The organism is Aquabacter sp. DMC10 (assembly GCF_056314145.1).
In genome coordinates this window covers 709,874-733,992 of record NZ_JBQUYX010000002.1, presented here as the reverse complement: position 1 = coordinate 733,992, position 24,119 = coordinate 709,874, and the positions used below count along the sequence as shown (strand labels likewise).

Annotated in this window: 20 protein-coding genes; 11 read left to right on the top strand and 9 right to left on the bottom strand. The window is 69.5% G+C overall.

Features of this window, described 5'->3' with window-relative positions:
- Positions 1-180: 180 nt before the first annotated feature.
- A complete protein-coding gene (locus tag ACT54L_RS08135; RefSeq protein WP_476085029.1) occupies positions 181-939 on the top strand; it encodes a hypothetical protein in 759 nt (252 codons plus the stop codon).
- Between the two features lie 37 nt (positions 940-976).
- Here ACT54L_RS08135 and ACT54L_RS08130 read toward each other — a convergent pair whose 3' ends face one another.
- Both ACT54L_RS08130 and ACT54L_RS08125 read right to left on the bottom strand, forming a co-directional pair.
- The gene (locus tag ACT54L_RS08130; protein ID WP_476085028.1) at positions 977-1,954 is read right to left on the bottom strand and encodes a GDP-mannose 4,6-dehydratase; all 978 of its coding nucleotides are present in this window, start codon (positions 1,952-1,954) and stop codon (positions 977-979) included.
- 54 nt (positions 1,955-2,008) lie between these two features.
- On the bottom strand, positions 2,009-4,360 hold the full coding sequence (locus tag ACT54L_RS08125) for a glycosyltransferase (protein ID WP_476085027.1): 2,352 nt from the start codon (positions 4,358-4,360) through the stop codon (positions 2,009-2,011).
- A gap of 278 nt (positions 4,361-4,638) precedes the next feature.
- Here ACT54L_RS08125 and ACT54L_RS08120 point away from each other — a divergent pair, with 278 nt between their 5' ends.
- Positions 4,639-5,820, top strand: a complete 1,182-nt coding sequence (locus ACT54L_RS08120) for a glycosyltransferase (RefSeq protein ID WP_476085026.1) — start codon at positions 4,639-4,641, stop codon at positions 5,818-5,820.
- A gap of 72 nt (positions 5,821-5,892) precedes the next feature.
- Here ACT54L_RS08120 and ACT54L_RS08115 read toward each other — a convergent pair whose 3' ends face one another.
- The 5 genes from ACT54L_RS08115 to ACT54L_RS08095 all read right to left on the bottom strand — a co-directional run bounded on the left by ACT54L_RS08115 (position 5,893) and on the right by ACT54L_RS08095 (position 12,321).
- Positions 5,893-6,273 (bottom strand): hypothetical protein, encoded by a 381-nt coding sequence (locus ACT54L_RS08115; protein WP_476085025.1) that lies wholly within the window; start codon positions 6,271-6,273, stop codon positions 5,893-5,895.
- A gap of 98 nt (positions 6,274-6,371) precedes the next feature.
- Positions 6,372-8,108: a methyl-accepting chemotaxis protein gene (locus tag ACT54L_RS08110; RefSeq protein WP_476085024.1), complete on the bottom strand. Its 1,737-nt coding sequence runs from the start codon at positions 8,106-8,108 to the stop codon at positions 6,372-6,374.
- 65 nt (positions 8,109-8,173) lie between these two features.
- Positions 8,174-9,649: a mannitol dehydrogenase family protein gene (locus ACT54L_RS08105; protein ID WP_476085023.1), complete on the bottom strand. Its 1,476-nt coding sequence runs from the start codon at positions 9,647-9,649 to the stop codon at positions 8,174-8,176.
- A 357-nt stretch (positions 9,650-10,006) separates the two neighbouring features.
- Positions 10,007-11,425 (bottom strand): glucuronate isomerase, encoded by a 1,419-nt coding sequence (gene uxaC / locus ACT54L_RS08100; protein WP_476085022.1) that lies wholly within the window; start codon positions 11,423-11,425, stop codon positions 10,007-10,009.
- A gap of 8 nt (positions 11,426-11,433) precedes the next feature.
- Entirely contained in the window at positions 11,434-12,321 is an 888-nt protein-coding gene (locus ACT54L_RS08095) for a GntR family transcriptional regulator (RefSeq protein WP_476085021.1), read from the bottom strand.
- Between the two features lie 204 nt (positions 12,322-12,525).
- Between ACT54L_RS08095 and ACT54L_RS08090 the strand changes: the two genes are divergently transcribed.
- A complete protein-coding gene (locus ACT54L_RS08090) occupies positions 12,526-14,058 on the top strand; it encodes a UxaA family hydrolase (RefSeq protein WP_476085193.1) in 1,533 nt (510 codons plus the stop codon).
- Between the two features lie 632 nt (positions 14,059-14,690).
- Here the strand turns inward: ACT54L_RS08090 and ACT54L_RS08085 are convergent.
- Positions 14,691-15,362 (bottom strand): GntR family transcriptional regulator, encoded by a 672-nt coding sequence (locus ACT54L_RS08085; protein ID WP_476085020.1) that lies wholly within the window; start codon positions 15,360-15,362, stop codon positions 14,691-14,693.
- A 165-nt stretch (positions 15,363-15,527) separates the two neighbouring features.
- Between ACT54L_RS08085 and ACT54L_RS08080 the strand changes: the two genes are divergently transcribed.
- From ACT54L_RS08080 to ACT54L_RS08055, 6 genes are all read left to right on the top strand, one after another.
- Positions 15,528-16,508: a TRAP transporter substrate-binding protein gene (locus ACT54L_RS08080; RefSeq protein WP_476085019.1), complete on the top strand. Its 981-nt coding sequence runs from the start codon at positions 15,528-15,530 to the stop codon at positions 16,506-16,508.
- A 94-nt stretch (positions 16,509-16,602) separates the two neighbouring features.
- Entirely contained in the window at positions 16,603-17,133 is a 531-nt protein-coding gene (locus ACT54L_RS08075) for a TRAP transporter small permease (protein ID WP_476085018.1), read from the top strand.
- A gap of 17 nt (positions 17,134-17,150) precedes the next feature.
- Positions 17,151-18,431, top strand: a complete 1,281-nt coding sequence (locus ACT54L_RS08070) for a TRAP transporter large permease (RefSeq protein WP_476085017.1) — start codon at positions 17,151-17,153, stop codon at positions 18,429-18,431.
- Positions 18,432-18,462: 31 nt separating this feature from the next.
- A complete protein-coding gene (gene kduI, locus ACT54L_RS08065) occupies positions 18,463-19,302 on the top strand; it encodes a 5-dehydro-4-deoxy-D-glucuronate isomerase (RefSeq protein ID WP_476085016.1) in 840 nt (279 codons plus the stop codon).
- Positions 19,303-19,307: 5 nt separating this feature from the next.
- Positions 19,308-20,066: a 2-dehydro-3-deoxy-D-gluconate 5-dehydrogenase KduD gene (kduD, locus tag ACT54L_RS08060; RefSeq protein ID WP_476085192.1), complete on the top strand. Its 759-nt coding sequence runs from the start codon at positions 19,308-19,310 to the stop codon at positions 20,064-20,066.
- A 245-nt stretch (positions 20,067-20,311) separates the two neighbouring features.
- The gene (locus tag ACT54L_RS08055) at positions 20,312-20,659 is read left to right on the top strand and encodes a cupin domain-containing protein (protein WP_209104946.1); all 348 of its coding nucleotides are present in this window, start codon (positions 20,312-20,314) and stop codon (positions 20,657-20,659) included.
- A 172-nt stretch (positions 20,660-20,831) separates the two neighbouring features.
- Here the strand turns inward: ACT54L_RS08055 and ACT54L_RS08050 are convergent, their stop codons facing one another.
- On the bottom strand, positions 20,832-21,458 hold the full coding sequence (locus ACT54L_RS08050) for a flavin reductase family protein (RefSeq protein WP_476085015.1): 627 nt from the start codon (positions 21,456-21,458) through the stop codon (positions 20,832-20,834).
- A gap of 203 nt (positions 21,459-21,661) precedes the next feature.
- Between ACT54L_RS08050 and ACT54L_RS08045 the strand changes: the two genes are divergently transcribed.
- Both ACT54L_RS08045 and ACT54L_RS08040 read left to right on the top strand, forming a co-directional pair.
- Entirely contained in the window at positions 21,662-22,162 is a 501-nt protein-coding gene (locus ACT54L_RS08045) for a hypothetical protein (protein ID WP_476085014.1), read from the top strand.
- Between the two features lie 34 nt (positions 22,163-22,196).
- A complete protein-coding gene (locus tag ACT54L_RS08040; protein ID WP_476085191.1) occupies positions 22,197-23,453 on the top strand; it encodes a DNA-packaging protein in 1,257 nt (418 codons plus the stop codon).
- Positions 23,454-24,119: the final 666 nt, after the last annotated feature.

Sequence of the window (24,119 nt, the reverse complement as noted above, 5' to 3'; positions counted from 1 at the left end):
ATAGCGCAATTCTCACCCCCCTGCCACATCGCCCCCCGCGAGCGGGGGCGGGCCGCGGCCCCCTGCGGCTGATTTGCGCTGCAAAAAGGCGGGCAGGTGCTCTAAACAGGGGGGAGGCCGCGCCGGCGCGTGGCGAGGCGGACGGGGCGGTGGCCGCCGCAGCATGGAGCAGGACGAGGCATGAAGCTGTTCGGTCGCACGGTTCCGGTTCCCAGCCGCGTGGTGGAGATCGGCTGGCTCCTGGATGCGGAGAAGGGCACCTTCATCTGGGAGGCGCCGCGCAAGCTCCAGCGCGAGGAGACCGGCATGCGCCACGCCAAGTCGGTGCGCTTCTGCCCGGCGGTGATCGACCATGACGCCCGCCAGTTCGAGGTGCTCTCGCCCATCGACATGCATCTGCGCTTCGCGGTGGACGAGAAGACCAAGATGCCCACCCTCATCAATGTGTCGGGCGACCAGTCCACCGTCCGGCCCAAGCATCTGGCGCAGATGATCACCATCGTCTCCCCCAAGGAGTGGCGGCACCCCCAGCGGCCGGTGATCCAGCTCATCACGCCCTATGTCTTCGTCTCCGACGAGCCGGTCTATATCAACCAGCTGCCGCCCTATAACCACTATCGGGAGACCCAGCTGCCGGGCCTGCTGATCGGCGGGCGCTTCCCCATCGAGGTCTGGCCGCGCCAGCTCATGTGGGCCTTCGAGTGGCATGAGCCCAAGAAGGACATCATCATCAAGCGCGGCGAGCCGCTCTTTTACGCCCGCTTCGAGACCGCCGATCCCGCCCGCCCGGTGCGCCTGGTGGAGGCCGTGATGACGCCGGACCTGCGCGCCCACATCAATGCCATGAGCGGCGTCACCAATTATGTGAACCGCACCTTTTCGCTGTTCGACATCGCCCGCCAGCGCCGGCCCAAAAAGCTGCTCACCAAGAAAAGCTAGCTGCTCACCAAGAAGGCCTGAGGGTGGGAGAGGCGCCTCAGTGCGCCTCGGCGAGGAGCTTGAGGTCCTCGTCCACCATCTCGCGGATCATCTCTTCCAGGCCGATGACCGCCTCCCAGCCCAGCACGCGCTTGGCCTTGCCGGGATCGCCGATCAGCTCCGGCACGTCCGCGGGCCGGTAGAGCGAGGGGTCGATGACGAGATGATCCTCCAGGGCGAGGCCCGCGTGGGAGAAGGCGATGTGGCACATGTCGCGCACGCTCACCGAGCGGCCGGTGGCCACCACATAATCGTCGCCCTTGGGCTGCTGGAGCATCAGCCACATGGCGCGCACATGGTCGCGCGCATGGCCCCAGTCGCGCCGCGCCTCGATATTGCCGAGCCGCAATTCGCGGGACTGGCCGAGCTTTATGCGCGCCACGCCGTGGGTGACCTTTCGGGTCACGAAGTCGAGCCCCCGCAGCGGCGATTCATGGTTGAACAGGATGCCGCTGGAGGCGTGGAGGCCGAAGCTCTCCCGGTAGTTCACCGTCATCCAATGGGCATAGGCTTTGGCCGCCGCATAGGGCGAGCGGGGGTGGAAGGGCGTCGTCTCCGATTGCACCCGGCTCTCGGTGATGCCGAACATTTCCGAGGAGGAGGCCTGGTAGAAGCGCGCGGTGGGGCATTCCAGGCGCACCGCCTCCAGCACATTGGCGCAGCCGAGGCCGGTCACCGTGCCGGTGAGCAGCGGCTCCTGCCAGGAAGTGCGCACGATGGACTGGGCGGCCAGATTATAGACCTCGTCCGGCTTCAGCTCGCGGAAGATGCGCAGCAAAGCGGACAGGTCGGTGATGGTGCCGTCCACGAAATGCACGTCGTCGGCGATGCCGAGCCGGCGCATGCGCGCGTCCGCCACCTCGCCCGAGCTTGAGCGCCGCACCAGGCCGAAGACCTCATAGCCCTGGTTCAGGAGAAGCTGGGAAAGGAAGGCGCCGTCCTGGCCGGTTACGCCGGTGATGAGTGCCCGCTTCATGTGCCCCTTTCCAAGCTCTTGCCTTACGTTCCGTCGCCCCACGCCGCGCCAGCGTCAAGGGGTGAGGAGGGCGGACCGGCGCGGTACCGCCACGGGAGCCAGATCGAGATGCTCCAGCAACAAGGTGTTGTAGCGCGCGAAGGCGTGTGCGTCCCGGTAGTCCTGCGCGGCGGCGAGAGGGCGCGGGGCCAGCGGGCCGGCGACGAAGATGTCAGCCAGCTGCTCGGCGATGAGCACGGCGGACAGATGATCGGGCACCCGGCGCACGAAATCGGGCGCGTCCATGGCGTCCGCCAGATGCAGGTTGGCGACCGTGGGCAAGGCGGCGCCGATGCAGTCGCCGATGGCGCCCGACAGCGAGCCCAGCTGATAGGTGCGCAATTGCACCGCCGCGTCCGAGGCGGCCAGATAATCCTCATAGGTGGCCTTCGAGACCCCCTTGGGGTGGAAGATCACCCGGTCCTCGAGCCCGAGCTCTTTCACCAGACGCTCCAGCTCCTCTTTCAACGGCCCATCGCCGCCGCCGCAGAAGGCAAGGCGCACCTTGAAGCCCCAGGCGCCCAGCAGGTCGCAGGCCCACACCAGCAGCGGCAAGGCCTTGTCATGGGTGAGAAAGCCGAAGGTGGTGACCAGCAGCTCATCGGGCGGGCAGTCAAGCCGCGCCCGCGCCGCGCGGCGGGCGGCGGGCGCCAGGCGATCCAGATCGAAGGTGGAATAATAGGCGAAGGGCAGGGCGATGGCGGGCTTGCCGCAGGTGGCCTCCACCAGGTCCCGGGTGAGCGGGGAATGGACGAAGAAATGGCCCGCCCGCAGCGCCATCTCGCTGAGCAGCGGCACCGGCAGCAAGGCCGGCTGGCCCAGCCAGTCCTGGACCATCTGTTCCGACACCGGACGGCCCAGTTCCCGCTCCGCCACGGCCCGGGCGCGGTCCCGGCCCACCAGGTGCATGTAGAAGTCCAGCATGCGCACATCGTGGGAGATGCAGTCCCCGCCATATTCCATCATCAGGCGGAAGGCCTTGAGATGGAGATGGGAATTGCCCATGACCGAGAGCACGGCGTCGGCCTGGCCCTGGGTGAAGGCGCGGGCGGAGATGGGCTCTTGCGCCAGCAGGGGCGGGCGCGGGCCCGGCGGGGAATCGGTGAACAGGCGCACATCGGCACGCTGTGTCAGGTCCTCCAGGCACCGCAGCGTATAATCGGCGACCCCCGAACGGGTGGGCGGGAGGGGCGCCAGCAGGGACAGCACCGGGCGGGCGCCGCGCTGGAGGCGTGGCCCGGCGGGCAGGGCGCGACGGGCCGCCGCGGCGGACAGATCGGACCAGAAACGTTCCGCCACCTCCTGCGGCAGGAAGGCGCGCCAGATGCCGGCCTGCGCCGCCTGGGCGGCATGCCAGGCCTGCGCGTCGCCCACCAGTGCGTCGAGCCGCGCCCGCAGGTCGTCCGCGTCGGTGGGGTCGAAGCGGTGGGCGGCATCCTCCACCAATTCCCGATGGGCGGGGATGTCGGAGGCCAAAAGCGGCGTGCCCGCCGCGCTCGCCTCGATGACCGGAATGGAAAAGCCCTCGCTCAAGGAGGGATTGAGGCTGACGATGGCGCTGCGGTAGAGGGCGAGCAGGTCCTCGTCGTCCAGATGGCTCTTGAAGTCCAGCAGCCCCTGCAGCCCGCCTTCCGCGGCGTGCAGGGCGGTCAGCTGCTTGCGTGTCTCCCCGTCGGTGCCGCCGAACAGGCACAGGGGGATGCGCCTTTCCCGCATGAGCGCGCTGCGGCCATGGGCCCGCACCGCCAGTTCCACATTCTTGCGCCGGTCCGCTCCGCCGGCCACCAATATGCCGGTGCGGGCGGCGCGGGGCAAAGGCGCGGCGGTCCCGATCAGCGCCTCGCGGATGCCGACGCCGGTGACGGAGCAGGCCAGGTCCTGCCGCCGCAACAGGTCGCGCGCCTGTTCGCGGGCGTAGCGGGAGAGGGCGTGAAACGTGTCGTACTTGCCGAGCCAGAGCGTGTTGGTCAGGTAGTCCAGGCGTGCCTGCGGGCGCGAGAGGTACCAGTCGGGATAAAGGGAGGGGATGGCGTCGTAGAACAGCGTGGCCTTCAGGAGGTCGGCACGGCGGAGCACGCTCGCCAGGGGCAGGGCGGAATGGGTGAGGGGGGAGAGCTGGAGAAACCAGCCGCCGGGCGCATCCAGGTCGCCCAGATCCTGCGTGACCTGATCGAACAGCGCCACAAACTCCGGCAGCAGCTCGGGCAAGTGGGGGCTGACCAGCGCCACCAGGCGCGGGCTGGCCGGGGCGAAATGGGGCCGCGCGCCGCGCACCAGAACGCTCGCATGCTGGCCTACCCCTCGGTGCCGGAAGGCGGGATCCTGCAGGCAGCGTGCATCGAACACGATCACAGGCGGTATCGCCAACGGGACCCCTCCGAACAGCGGCTGCGCACGGCGTGACGGCCGCGGGAGGCCCCGGCCCCCCGCCGGCGCGCTTCGTCGCGGGCGACGCAATCTCATGGTGCTTAGCATGGCAGGTGCTGCGCTGCCCACTTGGATGTTCGGCCCGGCCAGAGAGTCTTCGGGCACGCAAACGCCGGGCGGCGCTTGGCATTTCGGAAAGTCGAAAATCAGTCTATCAACGCAGCTTGAACGGACTGTACGGCCCCTTTTCACGGCGCCGTCAAAGGCTGGATGCCCACATGGCCAGCGTGAGCGGTGCAATCCTTTATGATGTTACCGAATTCGTCCGCCATCCCTTACGCACGGGTATACAGCGGGTGGTGTTCGAGATTCTGCGGCACTGGCCCAAGGAGGCCCCGCCGCTCGCCCCGGTGATGCTGGCCGAGGATGGCGAGACCCTTTACCTGCTGCCCGCCGGCTTTGCCGGGGCCATGACCACCCATTTCGAGACCGGCGCCGATCTGGCGGCGGGGCAGGAGGCCATGCGCCGCCTGGTGCGCGACGCGCACAAGGTGACGGACGGCGCGCTGGCCGGCGCCCGCGCCCTGCTCAACCCGGAGGTGTTCTACGATCCGCGCCGCGCGCGCTTCTACGAGCGGCTCTGTGCCGGCGGGACCATCGACGTTCATTTCGTCATTTATGATGCCTTGCCGTGGCTGCGGCCGGACCTGTTCTCCCGCGACGATGCCGGCAGCACCATGTGTTACCTGCATGCGGTGCGGCGGGTGCCGAACCTGCATTTCATTTCCGCCGTGTCGCGGGATGATTTCGCCAGGCGCCTGTTGCGGCGGGCGGAAGCGGGCATGTTCGTCCATCCGCTGGGAGCCGACGGCCTCGGCCGCGCCGCGCCCCCCTTCGCGGCTGACAACCGCACCTTCGCCTCCATTGGCACCATCGAACCGCGCAAGCGACACCACATCCTGCTGGAGGCCTGCGAGAGCCTGTGGGAAGAGGGGCTGGCGTTCGACCTGGTGCTGGCCGGCCGCGCCGGCTGGCAGACCGATGCGCTGCAGGACCGCATGGCGGAGATCCGGGAGCGCTGGCCGGGCTTCCGCTGGGTGCGCGACGCCTCCGATGCGCGGGTGCGTGACATCGTGACCACGGCCCGGGCCACGCTGTTCTGCTCGGACGCGGAGGGCTACGGCCTGCCGCCGGTGGAATCCCTGGCGCTGGGCGTGCCGGTGATGGTGTCCGAGCACATCCCCGCCACGGCGGGCCTGCCGGCGCTCGGCCAGGTGCGGCTCAAGACGGTGGATGTGGACAGCATCCGCGCGGCGCTGCTGCGGCTTCTCGACGATGGCGAGGCGGCCCGCCTGCGCGCGGAGATCGCCAAATTGGACCTGCCCACTTGGAAGGGGCATGCGGAGAGCCTCGCCGCCACCTTGCAGGGCCCCGGCAGCGGGCGCGCCGCCACGGCCTGAAGGGCAGGCGGGCCGGCTTCCCGGCCCGCGGGCGGCACGCCCCCGGCATGCCGCGCCCTTCCGCCCGCCGGCTCAGCGGCAATAGGATTCGTGTTCGGTCTGCCGCATGGTCTCGGTTTCGATGCCGTCGAAATGGAAGTCCTCCACGCCCTGGTTGGCATAGAAGACGCAGAAGCTGGCATCGGACTCGTAAGGCTGCGCCTTGGCCCGGATGGCGATGACCGGGGCCGCGCGCACCGCCGCCGGCAGGTCGAACTCGGTGGCGTCGCCCTTCTTCCAGGTCATCCAGGACGTCAGCGTGCGCTTGTCGGGCCCGGCCATCAGCTCGATGCTGTCCGAGCGCGTGGCGACCGGGTCGATGCGGATCCACCAGCCGGTCTTGGCGGCTTGGGCATAGGCGGCGGTACTGGACACAAGCATGGCGACGGCCAGAAGGCCGGGAATGTAACGCATGAGAGCCCCCATGTGACGCCCGGCCGGCTGGCCGAGGCGAGCGTCACCATAGGGGTTGTCAACCGCCGGGCAAGGCCGGTCTCCCGGCACGCGGGCGCCTACAGCACATAGGCCGTGCGGAAGCCGCCCCAATGGCGGCCGGCCACGAAAATGGGGGCGTCCACCTCGCGCATGCGCACCACCTTGTCGCCGAGGTCGCGGGCATAGACCTGGATCAGGTGCGGCTCCAGGTTCCGCGCCGCCAGCAGGCCCGCCCGGTCGTCAAAGATGCGGCGGTTGCGGCTGTTGCCCATGTTCCAGGCCCGGTCGCCGGGGCGCTGGGGCTTGGCATAGCGGGCATTGTGCACGGGAAGATAGCCGTTGATGTCCACCGAGGCGGCGAACGTCATGGCCGCATCCTCTCCCGCGATGGCCTCCTGGGCGGCGGCGATACGCCGCTCCAGCTCCCTGAGCGCGCGGGTCTCATATTGCTCGGGGTCGGTGCCGGGGATTGCGCGATAGGCGGTGTCGAACAGGTCGTCGAGGCTGAGGGCGCGCTCGGCCAGCGCCGCCTCCATGAGGCCCGCGACGGTGGCCGCGCCGCGCTGGGCCCGTTCCACCACGGTGTCGAAGGTGGTGGCAAGCTGCGCCAGCCGGGCGGCGAGCGGCGGGGCGCCGGTCTCGTCAAAGGCCAGATGGCAGCCGAGGGGGCTGATCCCCACCACCCGGCAGGCCAAGGGCGGCAGGCCGGAAAGCTCCAGCGCGCCGGCTTCGCCCCGTGCGGGCGCGGCGCCTTCCAGCGTCACCAGGGCGCCGCCCAGCGACAGGTCGAAGGTGCGGGCGCGGCGCGTCCCGGAGGCCAGACGCAAGGTGCCCGCCAGTTCCACCGGCCAGCGGGGATGCCGGCGGCGGTTGCCCATGGGGGTCTGGCGCAGCACCGTGAGCAATTGGCGGGACATGTCGTCCGTACCATCGGCCATGGCGGTCGCGCTCTCGCCGATGGCGGCCTGCGAGCCCTGGGCGGCCAGGGCGGCGGTACGGATGCGCCGGGCGCCGGCATCCACCGCCTCGGCGAAGGCGCGGGCCTGTCCGGCGGCGCTGCCGATGTCGGCCACCGTGCGGGCCTGGCCCGCCACCGCTTCCGCCACCGAGGAAGCCACCGGGCGGATCTCGCCCACCGAATCTATGATGCGCCCCACCGCCTCGGTGCAGGTGTGGGCGGCGCCGACGAGGCGCTCAATCTTGCCGGAGATTTCCACCGTCGCCTTGCGGGTCTCGCCCGCCAGCGCCTTCACCTCGCTCGCCACCACCGCAAAGCCGGCCCCCGCGGCGCCCGCGCGGGCGGCCTCGATGGAGGCGTTGAGGGCGAGGAGATTGGTCTGGCCTGCGATGTCGGAGATGAGCGCCACCACCGCCTTGATCTCGGCGATGGCACCGCGCAATTGGTCGGCGGCCGTGTGGGCCTCGCCGGCGGCGGCGCCGGCGCGGGTGGCCAGTTCATCGGAGGTGCGCGCCTGCCGGCCGATCTCGGCATTGGTGCCGGCGAAGGCCTCCAGCGCCTCGGTGAGCCCCAGCGCGCTGGCGCGGGCCTGGTCGGTCTGTCCCGCGAGCTGGTCGGATTCCCGGCCGATCAGCGTCATGTCGCGGGCGCCGGCGTCGCAGGCGCCGGCCATGGCGTTCGCGCTCTGGGTGAGGCGGGCGCGGGCGCGGCGGATGTCCGCCTCGATCAGATCCACCAGATGGCGGTCGTCGCTGTGCGCGCGCGGCGCAACGTCGGCTACGGGCTCTGGCCGGGGTGGGGCCGGCGGCGCAGCAGCGGCGGCAGGCACCGGGCGCTCAAGGGGGCGTCCCCACATATAAGGTCCTCTCCTGTGGCAGGCTCGCCCACAGGCTAGGAGCGGGGGCTTGCGCCGGGATTGCCTCAGGCGGCCGCCACCGTGGCCGCCGCGCCGTCCTTCAGCAACGCGCTCAGCGCCCGCACCAGCGCGGCCCGCAAGCGGGGATCGGCGGGCAGGTCCGGGCCGAACACCTCCCGCACGCCCATGAGCGCATCCACGAGGCGCTCCGCATCCAGGCCGGCGTCATCGGCCAGCGCCCTGAGTCGGGCGGCATGGGGGTCGCGCACGTCGATGGCGCCGCCCTTTTCGTCGCGGCCGGTGACATAGCGCATCCAGCCGGCCACCCCGAGCGCCAGCAGGTCGATGGACGCCCACGCCGCCAAGCGGTCGCGAATGGTCTCCAAGAGGCGCTGGGGCAGCTTCTGCGAGCCGTCCATGGCGATCTGCCAGGTGCGGTGGCGCAGCGCCGGGTTGGAGAAGCGCTCCCTTAGCGCGCGGGTGTAAGCGGGCAAATCGACGCCGGGCACATGGACGGCGGGGAGCACCTCCTCGTCCTGGAGGCGTTCCACAAGCCGCGCGAAGGCGGGGTCGGACATGGTGTCGGAAATGGTCTCGTGGCCGGCGAGATAACCGAGATAGGCGAGGGTGGAATGGGCGCCGTTGAGGAGGCGCAGCTTCATGTGCTCGAACGGCACCACGTCCTCCACCATCTGCGCGCCCACCGCCTCGAAGGGCGGGCGGCCGGCGGGGAAGCGGTCCTCGATCACCCATTGGCTGAAGGGCTCGGCCATGACCGGCCAGGCATCCTCGACGCCCAGCGCGCCCGCCACCTCCGCCCGGTCGGCATCGGTGGTGGCGGGGACGATGCGGTCCACCATGGTGCAGGGGAAGGCCACCTCGGCGGCGATGAAGGCGGCAAGGTCCGCGTCCCGCAGTTCCGCGAAGCGATGCACGACGCGGGCGACCGTGCGGCCATTGGCCGGCAGGTTGTCGCAGCACAGCACGGTGAAGGGTGCGATGCCCGCCGCCCGGCGCCGCCGCAGCGCCTCCACCAGGAAGCCGGGCACGGAGCGCGGCCGCTCGGGCGTCGCGAGGTCGGCGACGATGTCGCGATGGGCTTCGTCCAGGCGCCCGGTGGCCGGGTCGTGGCAATAGCCCTTCTCGGTCACGGTGAGGGTGACGATGCGCACCTTCGGGTCCGCCATGGCGGCGATGAGCGCCTCGGGATCGCGCGCGCCCACCAAAAGACCGCGCAGCGATCCGATCACCCGCAGGTCCGTCCCCGCGCCGGAGCGCACCGCCAGGGTATAGAGCCCGTCCTGCGGATCGAGCGCCTCCGACGTATCCGGGCTGCGCAGGCTGGCGCCGCAAATGGCCCAGTCGGTGTGCCCCAGCGCCAGCAGGTCGTCCACATAGACGGCCTGATGGGCCCGGTGGAATGCGCCCACCCCCAGATGGACGATGCCGGTGGACACCGCATCGAGATCATAAGCGGGCCGGGCGACGGCGGCGGGGAGGCTGGCGAGGGTGGTTCGGTCGAGGCGCATGGGGCGGGTCATGGGGCGGGGTCTTCAGGTGGAGGCGGGTGAGGCGGCGAGCCAGGCCCGCCGCGCGGAGACCGGGGATCCGGCCGCAAAGGAAGATGGAGGGACGCTCCTTGGCGAGAGCGCGATCCGATCCGTTGGCGAGGCCATCTGATCGGCGCATGCTCTCGGCCAGAGCCAGGGCCGGGACAGGCGTTCGGAGAAGGCCTGCCTCCTGGAACAACATTGCCGTCATGGCCGGGCTTGTCCCGGCCATCCACGCCGCTCCCCAAAGACGCCATCCGCAGGACTGGTCCAGGCCCATCCCCCGTAAATGGCCGGGACAAGCCCGGCCATGACGAGCGCCCATTGGGGGCGTTCTTCGCGGCGGTCTTAGAGCTTGTAGGCAGACTTGGCGAGGCGGTAGGCGAGGTCGTGGGCGACCTCATGGGCCTCGTCCTCGCCCAGGCGATGGGTGGCCACCAGTTCCGCCAGGAAGGCGCAGTCCACGCGGCGCGACACGTCATGCCGGGCGGGGATGGAGGGGAAGGCGCGGGTGTCGTCGTTGAAGCCCACCGTATTGTAGAAACCCGCGGTCTCCGTGGTCAGCTCGCGGAAGCGCCGCATGCCCTCCGGGCTGTCGAAGAACCACCAGGCCGGGCCAAGGCGCAGGATGGGATAATGGCCGGCGAGCGGGGCCAGCTCGCGGGAATAGGCGGTCTCGTCCAGGGTGAAGAGGACGAGGGTCAGGTCCTTCTCATTGCCGAAGCGATCCAGAAGGGGCTTCAGGGCGCGCACATAATCGGTGGCGGAGGGAATGTCCGCGCCCATGTCGCGGCCGTGGCGGGCGAAGATGCCGCCATTGTGGTTGCGCACCGAGCCGGGATGCAGCTGCATCACCAGCCCGTCCTCCAGCGACATGCGGGCCATTTCCGTGAGCATCTGGGCGCGGAAGAGTTCGGCGTCCTGCGGGTCCGCATGGGGGGAGGTGACGCGCGCGAACAGGGCTTCCGCCTCGGCCGTCGTGAGGTCGGCGGTGCGGGCGGTGGGGTGGCCGTGATCGGTGGAGGTGGCGCCGAAGGTCTTGAAGAAGGCGCGGCGCTTGCGGTGGGCGGCAAGGTAGCCGGACCAGGTCAGGGTGTCCTCGCCGGTCAGGTCGCCGAAGCGGGCGAGATTGCCGAGGAAATTCTCGAACTCCGGGTCCACCACCGGGTCGGGCCGATAGGCGGTCACCACCCGCCCGCCCCAGCCGGACTCCCGCAGCATCTGGTGCCACTTCAATTCGTCGAGCGGGCTCTCGGTGGTGGCGATGGCCTCGATGTTGAATCGCTCGAACAAGGCACGGGGGCGGAAGGCGTCGGTGCGCAGCGCCGCGGCGATGGTGTCGTAGATGAGGTCCGCATTGCCGGGGGTCAGCCGCTCGTCGATGCCGAACAAGGTGGAGAAGGCATGGTCCAGCCACAGCCGGGTCGGGGTGCCCCGGAACAGGTGGTAATGGGCCGCGAAGCGCCGCCAGATGGCCCGCCCGTCCTTTTCCACCGGCCCGCCGTCGCGGCGCGGCACGCCCAGATCCTCCAGCGCCACGCCCTGGGAATAGAGCATGCGGAAGATGTAGTGGTCGGGCACCACGAACAATTGCGCCGGGTCGGGGAAGGGCGCGTTCTCCGCATACCAGCGCGGGTCGGTATGGCCGTGGGGGGAGATGATGGGCAGGTCCTTGACCTGCTCATAAAGGCGCCGGGCGATGGCACGCACGGTGGGGTCGGCCGGGAACAGGCGGTCGGGATGAAGGCCCGGGGCGGTGCTGGGCATGGCGGGTCTCACCTCTTTTTTCGGGTCCGGGACTTTGAAGCGGGCGATGGGGCGGCCGTGGCGTCCGCCTCCGGCGCGGAAGGGGACGCCTTGGTCTTGGCGGATGCTTTCGCCCGGCGGCTTGCCTGGGGCGGGGGGCTCGCGGCGCCGTCCCCGTCAATGGCGAGAGGGGCGGGCGGAGCGCCGGACGCCTCGGGCGCGGGCTCGAAATAATCAGGATGCGCCAGGGCCAGCTCGTCGACGCTGGGCACCACGCGGCCCAGATGCGCCTGCATGGCGGCCTCGGCGGCGTCCGCGTCGCCCTTTGCGATGGCGGCGATAATGGCGGCATGCTCGGCCATGACGCTCATGCGCCGCTCGGCGGCGGGCAAGGTGAGGATGCGGCAGCGATCCACCTGCGCCTTTTCGTGCCGCACCACCCGCCAGAGATTGGGATGGCCGGCGATGTCGGCGATCAATTGGTGGAAGGCTTCGTCCTCGTCGTGGAAGTCGGCGAGGCGCGCCATCTCGTGGGCGGACTTCTGGGCGGCAAGCGTGGCGTTGAGGCGGGCGATGTCCTCGGCCTGCGCCCGCGCCGCGGCCTCGCGCACGGCGGTGCGCTCCAGCGCCTGGCGGATCACCATGGCATCGCGCACGGCGGGAATGGAGATGCGCGAGACGAAGGTGCCGTACTGGGGGAAGATGTCCACCAGCCGCTCGTCCGAAAGCTTGAGGATGGCCTCGCGCACCGGCGTGCGGGAGACGCCGCAGGCGAGCGCGATCTGCTTTTCCTGGAGCGCGGTGCCCGGGCGGATCTCCATGCCGAGGATCTGCTCGCGCAGCGCCGCATGGATGCGGGCGGACGCTGGCACGCCGCGCAGGCTCTCCGACCCCCGCTCCCGGCTCCTCAGCAGCACCGGCTTTCCTCCCCGTGACGCGCTTTACTTGTTCTTGGTGGCGTACTAATATATTAGCATATCAATAACGTCAACGAGGCGCCGCAAGGCACGTCCGGCTGGGAAAGCTTCGCGAAGCAGGGCCGAAAGACGTTCCTTGTCAAAGAGTTGGTGCCGGGTGGGGAGAGCTGGATGGGCGACCTGGATCTGCGATCCGAGGCGGGAATGCCGGGTGCCGCCGCGCGCGCGCCGCGCACCTTGCGCCTGTCTGAGAAAGACAATGTGGCTGTGGCGCTCGACACCGTGCCAGAGGGGCTGGACGTGGCCGGCGTCGTGGCCACGGGCCGCATTCCGCGCGGCCACAAATTCGCGCTGACGCCCATAAACGATGGCGCACCCATCCTGAAGTTCGGCCAGATCATCGGCTTTGCCTCGGGCGCCATCGCGCCCGGCGACCATGTGCATGTGCACAATGTGATTCTGCACGATTTCGACCGCGACTATGCCTTCGCCGCCGAGGCCCGCCCGCCGGCGCTGCTGCCGCCCGAACTGCGCGGCACGTTCGAGGGCTATCGCCGTTCCAACGGGCGCACCGGCACGCGCAATTATCTGGGCATCCTCACCTCGGTGAACTGCTCGGCCTCGGTGGCGCGCTTCGCCGCCGCCGCCTTGGAGCGCTCGGGCCTGCTGGAGGAGTATCCCGGCATTGATGGCGTGGTGCCCATCATCCACGGCACCGGCTGCGGCATGGCCTCCAAGGGGGAGGGGTTCGACATCCTCTCCCGCACCCTGTGGGGCTATGCCACCCATCCCAATTTCGCGGCGGTGGTGATGGTGGGGCTGGGCTGCGAGATGTTCCAGATCGCCCGCTTCAAGTCCGACTACCAGGTGGACGAGACCGACGCCTTCCGCACCCTCACCATCCAGGACGAGGGCGGCACGCGGCGCACGGTGGATCACATTGTCGGCGCGCTGAAGGAGATGCTGCCCGCCGCCGCCGCCCAAAAACGCGAGACGCGGCCCTTGTCGGAACTGGTGCTGGCGCTCCAGTGCGGCGGGTCGGACGGCTATTCGGCGCTCACAGCCAATCCGGCGCTGGGGGTGGCCTCGGACCTGCTGGTGCGCAATGGCGGCACCTCCATCCTCTCCGAGACGCCGGAAATCTACGGCGCCGAGCACCTGCTCACCCGCCGCGCCGCCGACCGGGCGGTGGGCGAGAAGCTGGTGGCGCGCATCCGCTGGTGGGAGGACTACACCTCCAAGCTGGGCGGCGAGATGAACAACAATCCCTCGCCCGGCAACAAGGCGGGCGGCCTCACAACCATCCTGGAGAAGTCGCTGGGCGCCGCCGCCAAGGGCGGGTCTGAGACGCTGCGGGCGGTCTATGAATATGCCGAGCCGGTGACGGAAAAGGGCTTCGTCTATATGGACACGCCCGGCTACGACCCGGTGGCGGCCACGGGCCAGGTGGCGGGCGGGGCGAACCTCATCGCCTTTACCACCGGGCGCGGCTCGGCCTTCGGCTGCAAGCCCACGCCGTCTTTGAAGCTCGCCACCAATTCCGACATCTATGCCCGCATGACCGAGGACATGGACATCAATTGCGGCGATGTCCTCGACGGCGTGTCGTTGGAGGAGAAGGGCCGGGAGATTTTCGACCTCCTGGTGCGCGTCGCCTCGGGCGCGCGCACCAAGTCCGAGGCGCTGGGCTATGGGGACGCCGAGTTCGTGCCCTGGCAGATCGGCGCGGTGATGTGATGGCAAGGGGCGCGCAGAAGGCGGAGGGTGCGCTCCTGATTGGGGGGGCGGTGTCTTCGCTGTCCTGGAAGTCCGCCGAGTTTGCTTGTCCCTTTCCCCCTCCCCAACCCTCCCCCGCAAGCGGGAGAGGGGGCGGGACGGTGTCGGAGGGGGAGCGGCGGCTTCTGCCTCATCCGTCCGCCGGGCGGGAGCGCATCCGCGCCGCCGGTCGTGTCCTTGCTCCCTCTCCCGCGCAGCGGGGGAGGGGTGGGGAGGGGGCATGGCGGCGGAGAGTTGGGGAGGGGGCATGGCATGCGCTCGCCTTAGAGGTGGCCACCGCTGACGAGAGCATGATGGAAGGCCACCTCCCTGGCGGGGTGGGAGCGCTGCATTCGCGGCCAGGAATTTACGTTGGCGTCGCTTGTCCCTTTCCCCCTCCCCAACCCTCCCCCGCAAGCGGGAGAGGGGGCGGGACGGCGTCGGGGGAAGAGCGGCGGCTTCTGCCTCATCCGTCCGCCGGACGGGAGCGCATCCGCGCCGCCGGGCATGTCCTTGCTCCCTCTCCCGCGCAGCGGGGGAGGGGTGGGGAGGGGGCATGCTGGGGGCAGGCGGGAGAGGGGGGCGCAGGCGGACCGTCCGCTCCTGAACATCCCCTATTCAAACAAATCGGGATGCTCCGCCTCGATGCGGGGCAGGGCGCGCAGGAGTTCACTCAGATGGGCGTGCATGGCCGCGCCGGCCGCGTCGGGGTCGCCGGCATCCACGGCGGCCATGATGGCGCGGTGCTGGTCCACCAGCGGCGCCATGGCGCCGGCCAGCGAGAGGTGGCAGGCACGGTCCATATGGGCCTTGATGTCGGCGATGGCCTCCCAGGCCAGGCCGCAGCCAGCGCCTTCCGCGAGCGTCGCGTGGAACAGCTCGTCATAGCGCTGGAAGGTGGCGTGGTCCTCGCGGGTGGCGGCCTTGTCCTGGAGGTCCAGGAGGTCGCAGATGCGCTCGCGGGCGGAGCGGTCGAAGCCCTCGGCGGCGCGGCGCGCCACCGCCGTCTCGATGGCCTCGCGCACGAAGCGCGCCTCCATCATCTTGCGGACGGAGATCTTCACCACCACCGTCCCGCGCTGGGGCAGGATTTCCACGAGGCGCGTGCGGGCAAGGCCAATGAGCGCCTCGCGCACGGGCTGGCGGGAGACACCCGCGCGCTCGGCGATTTCCTGCTCGGACAGGCGCGTCCCCGGCGGCAGCGCCAGCGTCACGATCGCCCGCCGCAGCTCGGCCTCCACGCGCTGGGCCGCCGAACCGGGCGAGGGGACTCTGATGGCGTCCACGGGACCTCCATAGTTGCATACAAGTCGACACTACCATACAAGTAAGGTCGATCCGAGCGGAACTCAATCTCCGCCGCATACTGGATCGGTTCGCCGGTCCCAACAAGAACCGGGCCCCGCCAAGGGTCCTTCCGCCAACAAGCCGCATGTCTAGGGAGAATGCCCATGCTCACCCGTCGCCACGCCATTGCGCTGGCTGCCGCACTCAGCCTTGCCTCGGTGGTGCCCGCCGCCGCCCAGAGCGTGACGCTGCGGTCCGCCGACATCCATCCGGACGGCTATCCGACCGTCGAGTCGGTCAAGTATTTTGGCGAGATCGTCTCGCAGAAGACCAATGGCCGCATCAAGGTGCAGGTGTTCAACTCCGGCCAGCTGGGCCAGGAGAAGGACACCATCGAGCAGACCCGCTTCGGCGTCATCGACCTGAACCGCGTCAACACCGCGCCCTTCAACAACCTCATCCCCGAGACGGCGGTGCTGGGCCTGCCCTTCCTGTTCCGCTCGGTGGATCACATGTACCACGTGGTGGACGGGCCGCTGGGCGAGGAAATCGCCAAGGCCTTCGAGCCCCACGGCCTGATCGTGCTCGGCTTCTTCGATAGCGGCGCGCGCTCCATCTACAATTCCAAGAAGCCCATCAAGACGCTCGAAGACATGAAGGGCATGAAGATCCGCGTCCAGCAGTCGGACCTCTTCATCGCCATGATCAACGCGCTGGGCGCCAATGCCACGCCCATGCCGTTCGGCGAGCTGTATTCCGCGCTCCAGACCGGCCTCGTGGACGGGGCGGAAAACAATTATCCGTCCTATGAATCGGTGAAGCATTACGAGGTGGCGAAATACTATTCGCTCACCGAGCATTCCATGGCGCCGGAAGTGTTCGTCATGTCCAAGCGCTCCTGGGACAAGCTCACCCCCGCCGACCAGGCCATCTTCAAGGATGCCGGCAAGCAGGCGACGCTGAAAATGCGCGAATTGTGGGCCAAGCGCGATGCCGACGCCAAGGCCGTCGTCATCAAGGGCGGCGCGCTCATCAATGAAGTGGACAAGAAGCCCTTCATCGATGCCATGAAGCCGGTCTACGACAAGTTCGTCACCTCCGACAAAATGAAGAGCCTGGTGGAGCGCATCCGCGCCACCCAGTGACGTGCCGGCGGCCCGGTGCGCCGGGCCGCCTTTCCTCCGCCTTCGGACGCGGATGCCGCACATGGCCCACCTTTCCCTCGCCAGAGACCGCGACATGGGTTCCTCTTTTCTCATCACCCTGCGCCATGGCGTGCGCTGGCTCTCGCGCATCGCGCTATGGATCGCCGGCCTCGGCCTGCTCGCCATGACTGCCGCCGTCGCCTGGCAGGTGACCGGGCGCTATGTGCTGAACGATTCCCCCAGCTGGACGGAACCCTTCTCCCTGCTGCTCATGAGCTGGTTCATCCTGCTCGGCGCCGCCGTGGGCGTGCGCGAGGGCGATCACCTGGGCTTCGAGATCGGCCTGCATTTCGCCCCGCCCTGGCTGCGGCGGCTGATGCAACTCACCACCCATGTGCTCATCACCGCCTTCGGGGTGTGCATGGCGGTTTATGGCTGGGAACTGGCCATGGGCACCTGGAGCGCCAAGATGGCCGGCGTGAACCTGCCCCAGGGCGTCGACTATCTGCCGCTGGCCGGCGGCGGCGTGCTCATCGCGCTGTTCTCGTTTGAAAAGCTGCTGTGCGACCTGATCGCCCCGGCTGTCCCCGCGGTGCCGCTCGGCGCCGAACATCCCATCGATTGAGGCCGGGGAGACACGCCATGGCCATGACCATTCTGTTCGGGGTCTTCACCCTTCTGCTTCTCATCGGCACGCCGGTGGCCTTTTGCCTCGGCCTCGCCTCGCTGGCCACCGTGCTCTATCTGGACCTGCCGCCCGTGGTGGTGTTCCAGCAGATCAATTCCGGCATGAACGCCTTCTCCATGCTGGCCATTCCCTTCTTCATCTTTGCCGGCGACCTGATGATGCGCGGCGGCATCGCCGACCGGCTCATCGGCATGGCGGCCTCGCTGGTCGGCCATCTGCGCGGCGGCCTCGGCCAGGTGAATGTGGTGGCATCCACCTTGTTCGGCGGCATTTCCGGCTCGGCGGTGGCGGATGCCTCGGCCATCGGCGGCATCATGATCCCCCAGATGGCCCGCCACGGCTATGCCAAGGACTATGCGGTCAATGTGACCGTGAACTCGGCCATCATCGCGCTGATGATCCCGCCGTCCCACAACATGATTATCTATTCGCTGTCGGCGGGCGGCACCATTTCCATCGCGGACCTGTTCACCGCCGGCATCGTGCCGGGCCTGCTGCTGGCGGCGGCGATGATGATTACCGCCTATGTGGTGGCGATCCGGCGCGGCTATCCGGCCGGCGTGTTCCCCGGCTGGTATGGCGTGCTGCGCGCCGTGGTGGCGGCGGTGCCGGGCATCCTGCTCATCGGCATCATCTTCGGCGGCGTGCGGTCGGGCGTGTTCACCGCCACGGAAAGCTCCTGCATCGCGGTCATCTATGCGTTGCTGGTGACGGTGCTGGTCTATCGCGAGCTGGACCTGGCCTCCTTCTGGCACGCGACGCTGGGCGCCGTCCGCACCACCGCCATGGTGCTGCTGGTGATCGGCACCGCCGGCGCCTTCGGCTGGCTCATGGCCTTCCTTCAGGTGCCCGCCGCCACCATCGAACTGATGAACTCGATCTCGTCCAACAAGTACGTGATCCTGCTGCTCATCAATATCCTGCTCCTGATCCTCGGCACCTTCATGGACATGGCGCCGATGATCATCATCTGCACCCCCATCTTCCTGCCGCTCATCAAGGCGTTCGGCATCGACCCCGTGCAGTTCGGCGTGATCCTGATCCTGAATGCGGGCATCGGGCTGAACACGCCGCCGGTGGGCTCGGTGCTCTTCGTGGGCTGCGCGGTGGGCAAGATCTCCATCGGCGAGGCCATGAAGACCATCTGGCCCTTCTTCGGCGCCTCCATCGCGGTGCTGATGATCGTGTCCTACGTGCCCGCCGTCTCCCTGTGGCTGCCGTCCGTCTTCCGCTGACGGCGCCCTCCTTTTATCGAGGTTTTTCGAGATGATTTCCGACGTGCGCCATGTGAGCCACCCCGACGCCGTGCGCTATTACGACACCGAGGAACTGCGCGAGCATTTCCTGGTGGAGGGCCTGTTCGAGCCCGGCACGGTGCAGCTCACCTATTCCCACGTGGAACGCTTCGTCATCGGCGGCGCCACCCCCACCGATCAGCCGCTGACGCTGGAGAGCGACAAGGCCACCATCGGCTCGCCCAACTTCCTCGATCGGCGGGAGCTGGGTGTGTTCAACATTGGCGGGCCGGGCAAGGTGGAGGCGGATGGCGTCTCCTACGCGCTCGGCCATCGCGATGCGCTCTATGTGGCGCAGGGCACCAAGTCCGTGGTCTTCTCCTCCGACGATGCGGCCAATCCCGCCCGCTTCTATTTGCTCTCCACGCCGGCCCATGCCCGCTACGAGACCAAGGTGGTGAAGATCGCCGAGGCCAAGGCCATGGTGCTGGGCGACCAGGCCACCGCCAACCGGCGCACCATCTACCAGATGATCCATCCCGACGTGGTGAAGTCCTGCCAATTGGTCATGGGCATGACCAAGCTGGACGACGGCAACATCTGGAACACCATGCCCTGCCACGTCCATGACCGCCGCTCGGAGGTCTATCTTTATTTCGACGTGGCGGCCGATGCCCGCGTCATCCATCTCATGGGCGAGCCGGACCAGACGCGCCATCTCGTTGTGGCCGACGGGCAGGCGGTGATCTCGCCGCCCTGGTCCATCCATTCGGGCGTGGGCACGCGGGCCTATACCTTCATCTGGGGCATGGGCGGCGACAACATCGACTATACGGACATGGACATGGTGGCCATGGACCAGCTGAAGTGAGCATGATGGGCACGTCTCCCTTTGACCTCACCGGCCGCCGCGCGGTGGTCACCGGCGCCAACACCGGCCTTGGCCGCGCCATCGCGGTGGCGCTGGCGCGGGCCGGGGCCGGCATCGTGGCGGTGGGCCGCTCGGCCATGGATGAGACCCAGGCGGAGGTGGAAAAAGCCGGCGTGCCGTTCCGGGCGGTGAAGGCCGACCTTTCAACGCTCGAGCCCATCGCCCGCGTGGTGGAAGAGGCCACGCAGGACGGACGGGTGGACATCCTCGTCAACAATGCCGGCATCATCCGCCGCGCCGACGCGGCTGAATTCACCGAGGCCGACTGGGACGCGGTGATGGACGTGAACCTGAAGTCCGTCTTCTTCCTGACCCAGGGCTTCGCGCGGGGCTGGCTGGCGGATGGCAAGGGCGGGCGCGTCATCAACATCGCCTCGCTTCTGTCCTTCCAGGGGGGCATCCGCATCCCCTCCTATACGGCCTCCAAGAGCGGCCTTGCCGGCCTCACCAAGCTTTTGGCCTGCGAATGGGCGGGGCGGGGCATCAATGTGAATGCCATCGCGCCCGGCTATTTCGTCACCAACAACACGCAGGCGCTGCGCGAGGACCCCAAGCGCTCCGCCGACATCCTCGCCCGCATCCCCGCCGGCCATTGGGGCCAGCCGGATGAACTGGGCGGGGCGGCCGTGTTCCTGGCCTCCCCCGCCGCCAGCTACGTGCACGGCATCGTGCTGCCGGTGGACGGCGGCTGGCTCGCCCGGTAAAGGCGATCCCCATGTGCGGCATGATGGGTATGGTGTGAGGAGCCATCAGCGTCATGGCCGGGCTTGTCCCGGCCATCCACGGGGCGCCGCCGGGGCAAGCTTAGGACAGAGGCGTGGATGCCCGGGACAAGCCCGGGCATGACGGCCAAGAGACGGGCAGGCAAAAGACGGACCGGCAAGAGACGGACCGGCAAGAGACGGGCAGGGGCCATCCAAACGCCCTACGGATTTCAAGGAGCAATCTCATGTCCCGCAAGGGCGACGTGTTCGGCCTCGTCGACGAGGCCCCGGTGGAGCGGGTGGACGACATCGTCCGCCGGCAGATCCTCACCTATAATGACGAGATCATGATGGTGCGGGTCATGTTCGACAAGGCGGGGCCGGGCGGCGTGCCGCACTCTCACCCCCATGTGCAGATCACCTCCGTGGAGAGCGGGGTGTTCGACATCACCATCGACGGCAAGACGGCCCGCCTGAAAGCCGGCGACAGCTTCTACGTCCCCTCCGGCGTCCATCACGGCGCCATCTGCGTGGAGCCGGGCGTGCTGGTGGACGTGTTCACGCCCATGCGGGCGGATTTCCTGAAGGGCTGAGGGGAGGGCCGGTCGCCGTTCAAGGCCGCCGCTGCCCCCGCTGTCATGCCCGGGCCGCGTCCCGGGCCTCCAGGCTCGGCCGTTGGCGGGGAGCCCGTGACAGGCGGGCGCGTCCGCGCCCGTCTGGCCCCATCCCGCGGGGCCAGGACAGCGGGACGGCAACCTCCCGCCCCTATCGCGGCCGGCGCATGTCGAACATGATCTCCGGGCTGATCTCCGCATAGGCGGCCGGACCGCCGGCGCGCAGGATGGGGTGGGCCTGCGCGGTCTGGTAGATGCCGTCCTTCAACAGGGCCTTGTCGATGTGCACGGCCACCACCTCGCCGATGCTCAGCCAGGCATCCACCGGCCGGCCATTGGCGTCGGTGAGGCGGATCAATTGGGCAAGGCGGCACTCGAATGAGACCCGGCTTTCCGCCACGCGCGGCACGCCCACCTTGCGGCTTGGCGCCGGGGTGAGGCCGGCCAGCGCAAACTCGTCCACCTCCGGCCCCACCGAGGCGGAGGTGGCGTTCATGGCCTCCGCCAGGTCGCGGGTGGCCAGGTTCCAGCAGAATTCCCCCGTCGCCTCGATATTGGCCACCGTGTCCTTCCAGGAGGTGCTGGAAAAGCCCACCAAGGGCGGGGTGTAGTTGAAGGCGTTGAAGAAGGAATAGGGGGCCAGATTCAGCGTCCCGTCCACCGCGCGGGTGGAGATCCAGCCGATGGGGCGCGGCCCCACGATGGCGTTGAAGGGATCATGCGGCAAGCCGTGGCCCTTGGCCGGCTCATAGAAATAATCGTCCCGAACGGCGCTCATGCGGCCTCTCCTGTGCCCGGTGGCACAGGCATAGCATGCCGGCGCGGCCTCGCCAGCCATCCCTGCATATGACTGTGAAAATTCCTAGGAATAACGTCTTGACAGCGGCGCGCTCCTCCGCTAGGGTTTGTCCATGTTCAAGAGGTGCGCCTGACGCGCCCCGCCGCCTCCGCGGCTCTCCTTCTGCCACAGCGGATGTCCCCATGAGCGAACCGTCCCCCGGCGTCGCGGCGACCGTGCGCGCCCTCTATCAGGAAGGCGTGCCCATCCATGAGATCGTGGCCCGCACGGGCCTGTCCACCGGGCGCACCTATTATTGGATCGACCATGCCCCCGGCCCGGACGGCATCGCCATCAAGGCGCCCTTGCCGCGCCGGCGCACCAGCCGGCGCACCTCGCTGCTCCTGCCCGCCCGCCGCCGCGCCTTGGTGGAGCGCCTGTGGCGCGCCGCCGAGATGCAGGTGGACGAGATCGAGGCCCGCCTTGCCCGCGCCAATGGCCCCGCCGCCGACGCGGAGCGCGATGCCCGCACGCTGGCGGTGCTGGCGCGGGTGCTGCGCGAACTGAAGGCGCTGGAGGCTGCCTCCGGCCCCCGCCGTCCGGTGGATGCGGAAAACCGGGAGGATGCCATTGCCTTCGACCTCGACACCTTCCGCCGCGAGCTTGCGCGACGTCTTCAGGCGCTCCGTGAGGCGGAAGACTGATGACGAGCTGATCGCGCTGCTGGCGGATCCCGCCATGGCCGCGTTGCTTTATCAGTGGGAATTGTGGGCCCGGCCCGACCAACTGCCGCCCCCTCTCGCCCAGGGCGGCGCGCCCTGGACCACCTGGCTGGTGCTGGGCGGGCGGGGCGCCGGCAAGACGCGAGCGGGCGCCGAATGGGTGCGGGGCCTCGCCCTCGGCCGCCCGCCGTTTGCCACCGCGCCCGTGTCGCGCATCGCCCTGGTGGCCGAGACCATGGCCGATGTGCGCGAGGTGATGGTGGACGGCGTCTCCGGCCTGCTCGCCATCCATCCCAATCACGAACGCCCCCGCTGGGAAGCCGCCCGCCGCCGCCTGGTCTGGCCCAATGGCGCGGTGGCGCAGGGGTTCTCTGCAGAAGACCCGGAAAGCCTGCGCGGCCCGCAATTTCAGGCCGCCTGGCTGGACGAGCTGGCCAAGTGGCGCCGGGCGGACGCCACCTTCGACATGCTGCAATTCGGCCTGCGCCTGGGCGACCAGCCGCGCCAGATGATCACCACCACGCCGCGCCCCACGCCCCTGGTGAAGCGCCTCTTGGCCGACCCCACCACGGCGGTGAGCCGCGCCCGCACGGCGGACAATGCCCGCCTTCTGGCCCCCGGTTTTCTCGCCGCCGTGCTCACCCGCTATGGCGGCACGCGTCTCGGCCGGCAGGAGCTGGACGGCGAAATCCTGGAGGACCGGCCCGACGCCCTGTGGAGCCGGGCGCGCCTGGAAGCCGCCCGCGAGGCCGCCCCGCCGCCCTTGGTGCGGGTGGTGGTGGCGGTGGACCCGCCCGCTTCCTCCCGCGCCGGGGCCGATGCCTGCGGCCTCGTCTGCGCCGGCATCGACAGGGAGGGCATCGTCCATGTGCTGGCCGATGACAGTGCCGCCGGCCTCACCCCGGTGCAATGGGCGAGCCGCGCGGTCGCGCTCTACCAGCGCTTTAGCGCCGACCGCATCGTGGTGGAGGTGAACCAGGGGGGCGAGATGGTGCGCGCCGTCATCGCCGAGGTGGATGGTGCCGTCCCGGTGGAGCCAGTGCGCGCCACGCGCGGCAAATATCTGCGCGCCGAGCCGGTGGCCGCCCTCTACGAGCAGGGCCGTGTGCGCCATGCGGGCGCCTTTCCCGCGCTCGAAGACGAATTGTGCGACTTCGCCCCCGAGGGCCTCTCCAACGGCCGCTCGCCGGACCGTCTCGACGCCTTGGTGTGGGCCATCACCGCCCTCGCCCTCGGCCCCCGCGCCCCCGCCCCCCGCGTGCGGGGGCTGTGAGGGGCGCTGGAAGGCCGCCGGTCCGCTTGCCCTTTCGGCCATGGGTCCGCTGGCCGGCCGGGCCTCCCTCTCCCGCTTGCGGGGGAGGGGGCAGGTCGCGCGGTGTCGAAACCGTCCCCTCTGCTGCTGCGCCCCATGACGGCCGTCATTCCCTCCTGCCCCTCGCCTCTGGCCGGTCCCCCTCCCTCTCCCGCTTGCGGGGGAGGGCCGGGGAGGGGGCGGCTGGGGCCAGCGGTCGGCTGGTCCTCTTCTCGCCGCGTGCCGGCGCCCGTGCGTTGCCGTGGCGTTGATCTGGCCCGTGCGCCCCCTCCCCAACCCTCCCCCGCTTTGCGGGAGAGGGGGCGGGGCGCGCGGGGCGGAGGACGGTCCGCCCGGTTTTCCCGGTCTATGCCGTCCGCTCCATTCCGCCGCCCCATGCCGTCCGCCGGTTCTGCTGCCCCTTGCCGCTGGCCGGTCCCCCTCCCTCCCCCGCTTTGCGGGAGAGGGGGCCGGGCGCGCGGGGTGGAGGACGGTGCGCCCGGTTCCGCCGCCCCATGCCGGCCGCCGGTTCTGCCGCCCCTCGCCGTTGGCCGGTTCTGCTGCCCCTCACCGCTGGCCGGCCCCCCCTCCCTCTCCCGCTTGCGGGGGAGGGCCGGGGAGGGGGCGGGACGCGAAGGGGCAACGGGT

Bases quoted from the DNA above. Each gene is read 5' to 3' on its own strand.
- ACT54L_RS08135 (WP_476085029.1), top strand. From the start codon at position 181: ATGAAGCTGTTCGGTCGCACGGTTCCGGTTCCCAGCCGCGTGGTGGAG.
- ACT54L_RS08130 (WP_476085028.1), bottom strand. From the start codon at position 1,954: ATGAAGCGGGCACTCATCACCGGCGTAACCGGCCAGGACGGCGCCTTC.
- ACT54L_RS08120 (WP_476085026.1), top strand. From the start codon at position 4,639: ATGGCCAGCGTGAGCGGTGCAATCCTTTATGATGTTACCGAATTCGTC.
- ACT54L_RS08115 (WP_476085025.1), bottom strand. From the start codon at position 6,273: ATGCGTTACATTCCCGGCCTTCTGGCCGTCGCCATGCTTGTGTCCAGT.
- ACT54L_RS08110 (WP_476085024.1), bottom strand. From the start codon at position 8,108: ATGTGGGGACGCCCCCTTGAGCGCCCGGTGCCTGCCGCCGCTGCTGCG.
- ACT54L_RS08105 (WP_476085023.1), bottom strand. From the start codon at position 9,649: ATGACCCGCCCCATGCGCCTCGACCGAACCACCCTCGCCAGCCTCCCC.
- uxaC (WP_476085022.1), bottom strand. From the start codon at position 11,425: ATGCCCAGCACCGCCCCGGGCCTTCATCCCGACCGCCTGTTCCCGGCC.
- ACT54L_RS08090 (WP_476085193.1), top strand. From the start codon at position 12,526: ATGCCGGGTGCCGCCGCGCGCGCGCCGCGCACCTTGCGCCTGTCTGAG.
- ACT54L_RS08080 (WP_476085019.1), top strand. From the start codon at position 15,528: ATGCTCACCCGTCGCCACGCCATTGCGCTGGCTGCCGCACTCAGCCTT.
- ACT54L_RS08075 (WP_476085018.1), top strand. From the start codon at position 16,603: ATGGGTTCCTCTTTTCTCATCACCCTGCGCCATGGCGTGCGCTGGCTC.
- ACT54L_RS08070 (WP_476085017.1), top strand. From the start codon at position 17,151: ATGGCCATGACCATTCTGTTCGGGGTCTTCACCCTTCTGCTTCTCATC.
- kduI (WP_476085016.1), top strand. From the start codon at position 18,463: ATGATTTCCGACGTGCGCCATGTGAGCCACCCCGACGCCGTGCGCTAT.
- kduD (WP_476085192.1), top strand. From the start codon at position 19,308: ATGGGCACGTCTCCCTTTGACCTCACCGGCCGCCGCGCGGTGGTCACC.
- ACT54L_RS08055 (WP_209104946.1), top strand. From the start codon at position 20,312: ATGTCCCGCAAGGGCGACGTGTTCGGCCTCGTCGACGAGGCCCCGGTG.
- ACT54L_RS08050 (WP_476085015.1), bottom strand. From the start codon at position 21,458: ATGAGCGCCGTTCGGGACGATTATTTCTATGAGCCGGCCAAGGGCCAC.
- ACT54L_RS08045 (WP_476085014.1), top strand. From the start codon at position 21,662: ATGAGCGAACCGTCCCCCGGCGTCGCGGCGACCGTGCGCGCCCTCTAT.
- ACT54L_RS08040 (WP_476085191.1), top strand. From the start codon at position 22,197: ATGGCCGCGTTGCTTTATCAGTGGGAATTGTGGGCCCGGCCCGACCAA.